The 8055-nt window shown below is 60.6% G+C and carries 8 protein-coding genes; 2 read left to right on the plus strand and 6 right to left on the minus strand.

All coding sequences use genetic code 11. The features are described 5' to 3' along the window. Positions 1–211: 3-keto-5-aminohexanoate cleavage protein (locus tag NE547_RS17695; RefSeq protein WP_256176590.1), on the plus strand; the 211-nt coding region annotated here is incomplete at its 5' end. A 391-nt stretch (positions 212–602) separates the two neighbouring features. On the opposite strand, the gene NE547_RS17700 is transcribed toward NE547_RS17695, so the two are convergent. The 6 genes from NE547_RS17700 to NE547_RS17725 form a co-directional block, all read right to left on the minus strand. Beyond that, positions 603–1196, minus strand: a complete 594-nt coding sequence (locus NE547_RS17700) for an AAA family ATPase (RefSeq protein WP_186909079.1) — start codon at positions 1194–1196, stop codon at positions 603–605. A gap of 266 nt (positions 1197–1462) precedes the next feature. Beyond that, the gene (locus NE547_RS17705; protein WP_256176591.1) at positions 1463–2581 is read right to left on the minus strand and encodes a Gfo/Idh/MocA family protein; all 1119 of its coding nucleotides are present in this window, start codon (positions 2579–2581) and stop codon (positions 1463–1465) included. Positions 2582–2618: 37 nt separating this feature from the next. After that, complete coding sequence (locus NE547_RS17710; protein WP_370866864.1) at positions 2619–3464, minus strand: carbohydrate ABC transporter permease; 846 nt, start codon at positions 3462–3464, stop codon at positions 2619–2621. Further along, positions 3464–4357: a carbohydrate ABC transporter permease gene (locus NE547_RS17715; protein WP_256176592.1), complete on the minus strand. Its 894-nt coding sequence runs from the start codon at positions 4355–4357 to the stop codon at positions 3464–3466. The genes NE547_RS17710 and NE547_RS17715 overlap by 1 nt, the downstream gene beginning before the upstream one ends. 74 nt (positions 4358–4431) lie before the next feature. Next, on the minus strand, positions 4432–5826 hold the full coding sequence (locus tag NE547_RS17720; protein WP_256176593.1) for an ABC transporter substrate-binding protein: 1395 nt from the start codon (positions 5824–5826) through the stop codon (positions 4432–4434). 139 nt (positions 5827–5965) lie between these two features. Beyond that, on the minus strand, positions 5966–6844 hold the full coding sequence (locus NE547_RS17725) for an AraC family transcriptional regulator (RefSeq protein WP_186908730.1): 879 nt from the start codon (positions 6842–6844) through the stop codon (positions 5966–5968). 150 nt (positions 6845–6994) lie between these two features. On the opposite strand from NE547_RS17725, the gene NE547_RS17730 reads away from it, so the two are divergent. Next, positions 6995–7915, plus strand: coding sequence for an acetylxylan esterase (locus NE547_RS17730; protein WP_256176594.1), 921 nt, complete (start codon positions 6995–6997; stop codon positions 7913–7915). The last annotated feature ends 140 nt before the right edge of the window (positions 7916–8055 follow it).

Raw genomic sequence — 8055 nt, forward strand, 5'->3', positions numbered from 1 at the left:
CGTGGGGCACTCCGCCATGACCATGCTCTACGGCGCGGTGGCCCTGGGCGGCCATATCCGCGTCGGCATGGAGGACAACGTCATGTACTCCAAGGGCAAGCTGGCCGACAGCAACGTGCAGTTTGTCAACCGCGCCCGCCGCGTCATCGAGGAGTTCGGCAAGGAAGTCGCCACGCCCGACGAGGCCCGCGAGATCCTCAGCCTGAAGTAAACTTTCCCGCAGAACAGCCCATAAAAAGGCTGCGGAGCATTGCAGAGAAAGCAATGCTCCGCAGCCTTTCGCTTGCCAAAAAAGACTCCGCGCCAGGTTCTCCGTGCCGCCGCCCGCTCAAGATCCCAGAGGCTCTCCGGCCAGGACGACCCGGATGCGTCCCCGGATGCGTTGACGGCCCACCAGAAGGTAGCTGCAGCACCGCCGTGCCGGGCACATACAGCCTGCGGCCGGGTCGGGATCGTCCACAGAGCCACGCAGCGGCCCAGCTTGGCGCAGGGCGCGGCCAGCCCCCGCCCGGTCCGGGGTACGGGTTGGGCCTGCATATGGTCGGCCCGCAGCCTTTCCAGCGTCGCCCGCACCTGCGCCTCCGGCACGGTCGGCCGCGCCGTCATTCCCCCGCCATGCCGCAGGCGGCGGTCTTTACGACCTCCACCGCTGCGTCAATGCCGATGCGGCTGTTGATGCACAGATCGTACTCCCGGCTGTCCCCCCACCGCCCGGTGGCAAAATAATTGTAATAGGAAGCGCGGGCCTTGTCCTGCCGCAGTACATAGCTCTCCAGATTGGGCTGCTCCACGTTGTACGCCTCTCGGGCCCGGCGCACGCGCTGCTCCAGCGGGGCGTAAACGAAGGTCTTCAGGCAGTACGGCTCCTCCCGCAGGATGTAGTCCGCACAGCGGCCCACGATGACGCAGGACTCCCGGGCCGCCGCCTCCTTGATGACCTTGGCCTGGGCGATGAACATCTGGTCGGGGACGGACGGGGTCTGCACGGCGCAGTACAGGTCGTACAGGAAGCTGTTGGTGGGCCGCTGGTGCTCGGCATCCCGGACAAAGTGCTCGGAAAACCCGGTCCGCTTGGCTACCTCTGCGATGAGCTGCTTGTCATAAAAGGTGACGCCCAGCTCCTCCGCCAGCCGCTGGGCGATGAGCCGTCCGCCGGAGCCATACTCCCGGCCGATGGTAATGACGATGTGTTTCATAAGGACACCTCCTCTTCTGCTTTCAGTATAATCGATTTTCCTTGTCCCGTCAAAGGAAAAAGCGGTCCTCTTCCCGACCGTCCCTGCGCTGCGCCATGGGGTGGGACACGCTGAGAGGCAGCCGGCGCCTTCCCCTGGCAGAGTGATCTCTCCCAGGGGAAGGCGCCGGTGCAGGGCCCTATACCGTGAAAGCAGTGCTCTTACGACTGAGCACGCAGAAGATTTCCTCCGGACGAATGGCCGCACCTGCGGCCGGCGGGCCCCCGCTACAGGGAGGAGCCGATGATTTCGGAGACCTTGACCTTCCGGTCCTCCCGCAGGGAGCGGGTCGCCGCATCTGCGGTGGCGATGGCGGCCCGGGCCGCCTCGCCGGTCAGCAGCGGCCGGAACTCGTCTGTGACGGGTTCGCCATGCATGATGCCGTTAAAGAACCTCATCTCATTCTTCATGATGCCGTGCAGCCACAGCGGCGGCTTTTTGCCCGGCCGGCCGTATTGGATGGCGCCGTCCATCTCGGTGCTGTGGTAAATGTAGGTACGCTGATCATCCTCCGCCTGGTTCTCATGGAGCAGGAAGTGCTCCTCCGGGCCGTCCACGGTCTTTACAGTCATCCCGGCATTACACATATCCAGGCGGATATACCCCTCCGTTCCCTGGATCAGCACATAATGTTCCGGATAATGGAAGGCGGAGCCATACTCAACCACAGCATAGGTGTTGTTTCCAAACTCCATGAGCAGAAAGAGCATATCATCTTCATCACCGAACCGCTCCCCCTGATGCGCCACATTCCCGCCGGTCATGGTGACTTCGGTAGCATGTCCCATGAGGAACTGGATGCAGTCCACCTCATGGATGTGGTGATAGAGGTGCCCGCCGGACTTAGACCGAAGCTTTTTCCAGCTGATGGAAGGCTGGGGTTCCTCCCAGCCGTTGCGGGCGGAGTGGCAGTAAAGGAGCTTGCCGATCTTGCCCTCGGCGATCAGCTGTTTGGCATGGCGCACGCCCCGAAAAAAGTTCATCACATGACCGGCCATAAAGACAACGCCGCTTTCCTGACAGGCGCGCACCATCTCGTCGCAGTCCGCATAGCTCAGGGCAATGGGCTTTTCGCAGAAAACGTGCTTTTTATGCCGTGCCGCCGTCAGGACGGGGTCCTTGTGCAGGTAGTTGGGGGTAGCCACGATGACCGCATCCACATCCGCACGAGCGCAGAGCGTATCCAGATCGGTCTCGCAGTCGCATTTCAGCTCTTTGGCAACGGTCTCCCCGTTTTCCGGGTCCAGGACGGCCACGATCCGGGCCCCTTCCTGCGTATTCATGATGCGCCCCAGCTCCGCGCCGAAATAGCCGGTGCCGACGATGGCGTAGCCGATGTTTTTCATAACAATTCCTCCCTATAGAAAATACGGCATGAAAACCCTACTTGATGGAACCCTGCGCCAGACCGCCTGCGATCTTCTTCTGTATGAGCATGAAGAAGATGACGGAGGGGATCACCACCATGGCGGAAGCTGCCATCATAACGCCCCAATCCAATACCTCTTGGCCCTCCAGGGACTTCAGCGCCACCGCCACCGTCATTTTTTCGCTGGAGTTCATCAGGATCAGGGAATAGAGGAACTCGTTCCAGGCATTGATAAAGGTGTAGATGGCCACCGCTACCAGTCCGGGGGCCACGATGGGCAACACGACCCGGCCGAAGACCTGCAGCTTGTTGGCCCCGTCCACCCGGGCCGCCTCTTCGATCTCCAGCGGCACCGTTTGAAAGAAGCCCACCAGCAGCCAGATCGCGTAGGGGACCGAGAAGGACAGGTACACGATAACCAGGCCCACCCGGCTGTTCATCAACCCGGCCTGGCCCATGATGATGGAGTAGGGCACCGCCAGCAGGATCGGCGGGAACATGTAGGTGGTGATTAGGACACGGGTCATGATCTTGCCGAATTTGGGAAAAAAACGGACCACACCGTAGGCCCCAAGCGCGGAAACCGTGATGGCAATCAGAGTAGTGGAGACCGCTACAACAATGCTGTTGCCTATATTGGATCCAAAATGGAGCTGCCCAATCACGGTGCGGAAATTATCCAGGGTGAGCGTCTTGGGGAAAAAGGCCGTGGGATCTCCGATCATTTCCCCTTTGCCCTTCACGGAGGAGAGCAGGATCCACATCAGCGGAAAAGCTGCGACGATGGCTAAAACCGTCAAGTAAAGATAACTGACGGTATCACCGAACCAGCCGCGCTTCAGCAGGCGTTTGCGTCCCATCAGGCCCCCTCCTTTTCCCATTTATCCAGAATCTTAAAATAGAACATGCATACAATCAGCAGGAAGATCAGCAACAGTACCGTGACGGCCGAGGAACGCCCCAGCTGCTTCAGGCCCCAGCCCACGTTATAGGCGTAGATGGGCACCGTCTGGGTCAGGTTGGCCGGCCCGCCGCCGGTGATGAGGTAGATCGTGTCGAAGTTGTTAAAGACCCAGATCGTGCGCAGCACCACCAGCAGGCCTACCACTACCCGGATATGGGGCAGTGTGATATGGATGAACGACTGCCACGGCGACGCGCCGTCCAGCTGGGCGGCCTCATACTGGTCCTTGGGGACCGTCTGGAGCGCGGAAAGCACGTTGACCATGATCAGCGGCGCGCCGAACCAGATATTGATGAACACCAGCGTAGGAAACACCAGCCCCCCGCTGCTGAAAAACTGGGGCGCGCTTTGGCACAGCCCGATCTTTACCAGGAAATTGGGCAAAAAGCCGGATACGCCGTTTAAAATCCACTTCCAAGACAGGGCGATGACGATAGACGGGAACGCCCAGGGGATAATCAGCAGCGTGCGGTAGATCCCCCTGCCGTGACGGATCCGCTCCAGCGCCAGGGCGGCGGTAAAGCCCACGACGATCTGTCCGATCAGTGAGACGATCGTCCACCTCACGCTGGTCAGGAAGGACATCCAGAAGTCTTTGTCTGTGAGGATCTTGATATAGTTATCAAAGAAGACGAAATCATATCCGGGTTTGATGAGGTGTTTGGAGGTGAAGCTGTAAAAAATACTGGAAATCACCGGATACAGCAGCAGCAGGCCCACCACCAGCAGCGCCGGCAGGATAAAGCAGAACCCGGCAATCTTCGTCCGATAGCGGTTATTCAATCTCATAGTAAACCCCCTCTCAGGAAACCGGCGGGGGCGAGTGGTCGCCCCCGCCGGTCGTTCGGGTCATTTATCCGTGGTCACCCAACGGTCTCAAACAGGTCGTTGAGCTTATCCTCGGCCGCCTTCGCCGCCTGCTCCACGGGTGTCCCGTTGATGACGATATCCTGGAACATGCTCTCGATCACGCCCTGACTGGTCAGCAGACCTGCCTCGGGACGGGGGCCGTTTTCCATACCGATGGCAGTCCCCTCGCCCACGGCCTTGCTGATGACGTCCTTTGCATGGGAGAACTTCTGCACCATGGGGTCGGACAGGAACTGCTCGTTATCGGCGATCTCCTTCAGCGCGGGCAGCATACCCACGGGGACGGACAGCAGGAAAGGCACGTAATTCTCCGGCTCATACAGATATTTGATGAACGCTTCGCAGATCTCGGGGTGCGCGGAGTTCTTCCAGATGACCATGGGGATGTTGGAGGTCTCATAGCCTACCTGGGGATCGCCCTTGTTGATGGTGGGCATGGGGGCGCAGTCGATCTGGTCCAACAGCTCGGGCGCGTTGGTCTCCACACCGCCGATCTGGAAGCCGGAGTTGTAGTCAAAGCAGATTTTTCCGGTGTAGTACAGCGTGGCCTGATCCAGCACGTTAAAGTTGATGGAGTCCGTGGGGGAACAGTCTTTGTACACCTTGACCCAGTAGTTGATGCCGTCAATAGCGGCCTGGCTGGTCAGATTGGCCTTGCCGTCCTCGGTAAGCAGGGTCTCGCCCGCACTGCGGACATAAAAGTTCAGGAAGCGGGTGGCCATCATATCGTTGGTGCCCATAGGGACGGAAGTGCCGTAAGCGTTGCCGCCCTCGCCTTCGGTAATGATCTTGGACGCCTCGTAGAGCTCATCCCAGGTGGTGGGGACCTCCAGATTGTACTTCTCCAGCAGATCCTTGTGGTACCACATAACCTGCGCGTGGGAGTACAGAGGTACTGCGTAGCAGTGCCCGTCCTCGGCGGTCATCTCGACAAGGGGGGCTTCATAGAAACGGTCCCGGCCCATGGAATCGATCAGGTTGTCCATGGGGATGATGGCGTCGGCATCGATCATCTCTACCACGTGGTTGGGCAGCGCTGTGGACATATCGGGCACATTGCCGGAGGCCAGGCCGGTGGTCCACTTGGTATAGAAGTCGGCCCAGGAGAAGGTCTCGATCGTGATCTTCACGCCGGGGTTGTCGGCCATAAACTGGTCGGCGGCCGCCTGGATGGTCTCCAGCCGGGGCCCTTGGGTAAACGAATGCCAGAAGGTGATCTCACCTTCCAGCGCGGCGGGTTCGCCGGAGCCGGTCTCCGGAGCGCCGCCGGTCTGAGCGGTTGCGGGCGGCGTATCGCTGTTGCCGGAGGGAGTGGAGCTGTTGCCGCAGGCGGCAAGGCAGGTGAGTAGCATCACGCTGGCCAGGAGCAAAGACAGTGCTTTTTTCATAATTTCCTCCTTCACTTCAATCGGCTTTTTGTTGGTTTTGTCTGCACCCTCATTATAAAACTCCCCAGTGTATTTCATAGAGCAAAAATTACCAAAAGATAGCATAAAACGCTTATGATATAATCGTTTTATTTCTGCCTCAGGCGCGGGACGCCGCGCGGTATTCCTGAGGCGAGACACCGAAGACCGATTTGAAGATGCGGGCAAAGTAGTTGGCGTCGTCAAACCCGACCTCATAAGCGATGGTGGAAATGCGCTCGTTGGTGACCAGCAGGCGGCGGGCCGCCGTCATCATGCGCAGGTCTTTGACAAAGGCCCCGGGGGACTTTCCGGTATGCTCCCTGAACAGCCTCCGCAGGGAGGAGGGACTCATATCCGCCATCCGGCAGAGAAATTCCGAGTCGAAGGGCTCCGACGGATGGGCCACCAGATAGTCCACCACCACCTGGATACGGGGGTCCCGCTTGATGGAATGGGACCGGTTCTCCCGGCGGCGCAGGCCTTCCACCGAAAAGTCGGCCTCCGGCAGCTCGCTCTCTTCGACCCGGGCTTCCGGCGTCCGTTCCACCAGCCAGGCCAGGATGAGCTCCAGGTTGCCCCGGATGCGGAAGAGCTTTCCGGAATTCTGGGTGGTTGCGTTCTGGTACACCTGCTGGAAATACCCCAGCACTTCCCCGTCCGCTCCCCGGGTCACGCGGGGGATGTGGAAGTACTCCGCCAAAAAGTCGCTGCCGTCCAGCTGGACCGTGACGGTGAAGCGGATGGAGATGAACTCGAACTCCTCGCCCAGGGCATGACACTCCAGCTGGCAGCCCTCAGGGATATAAAAGATCTCGTTCTCCCCTACCAGGTACTCCTCCCCATTCACCCGGAACACCGCGCTGCCCTTGAGGATATAGCGCAGCATGCAGTAGGGCACGTAACTCTCCGGGTACGCCCATCCCCTGCGGAAGACATACCGATCCACATACAAAAAGATCAGGCGCATGGAAGAATACAGCGACTGTGGGATATGCATCGTTTCCCCTCCCTCCATCGGACAAAAAACGCAGTTTGTAACCGTTTCATGCTAATTATAAGCGAACTATACCGTTGGGTACAAGTGAAATTGCTGTTATAATAAAGAAAAAACGCGCATGAATCGAATGCAGACTGGGAGTGAGCCGCTATGGAAGCTGTAACAGGTTACTACCCCGCGCCGGAGCAGGTGGATGCCTGGTGCGATGCACTGCTGGAGCGGACGCGGCAGGTCCGCGTACAGGGCGAATGCCTTGCGTACGACCCTCTTACCGAGCCCTTCGGCAACTGCCCCAATACCCTGGTCAACCGGTATGTGCGCTTCACGGCCTCCGACGGGCGCAGGGCCTTCTACGGCTACTGGCAGCCCGCGCTCAAGACGCCGGCGCCGCTGCTCATCAACCTGCCGGGATACGGTGGATTTATGAGCCTGCACCCCCAGCTCTGCGACCAGAATTTCCATATTCTTCACGTCTCCCCTCTGGGCTACGTGACCCCCTCCGGCGCGGACTGGAGCCTGGCCCTGCCTGACCGGAACTGGCCCGTGCTGCCCAACACCGCCCTGGGCGCGCCGGGCGGCTATGAGGACTGGCTGTCCGACGTGCTGCTGGCTGTGCGCTGGGCGCTGGAGCGGCCCGATGTGCTGTCTGACCGCCTGTCCTTCTTCGGTACCAGCCAGGGGGGCGGCGGCTCCCTGCTGCTCGCCTCCCTTCTGGGGCCGGAGCGGGTGCGCTGCGTCTGCGCCGACCTGCCCTTCCTCACGGACTTTCCCCACACCGGCCTGAACGGGGAGGCGTACGGTCTGCTGCGTCCGGTCCGGGGCCAGGTCGAACCGGAGGCGTTCTGGCGCCGTCTGGGCCTGGTGGACACCGTGAGCCATGCCCACCGGCTGAGCATGCCTGTCATGCTCTCCTCCGGCGGCGCGGACGACACCTGCCCGGCCGCCACGGTCGAACGGCTTTTCTCCCGCCTGCCCGGTACGAAGCAGTACACCTACCTGGAACACCAGACCCACACCCACTCCCGCTCCAGCATGGTCCTCTTCTCCGCCTGGCTCCACCTGTACGCCTGAGGCTCTTTTACAGCGGCCGGTCCTCGATGGGGCGCCTTTCGCCCACCTCGTTCCGCGGAGCGGGCGGCTCCTGGGGCCCCCCCGCCCCCCCCGGGGGAGGGATTGGTGAATGCCATCGCCACCGCCGCCCCCCAGGCCGT

The sequence above is a fragment of the Flavonifractor sp. DFI.6.63 genome, assembly GCF_024462255.1.
Lineage (GTDB): Bacteria > Bacillota > Clostridia > Oscillospirales > Oscillospiraceae > Lawsonibacter_A > Lawsonibacter_A hominis.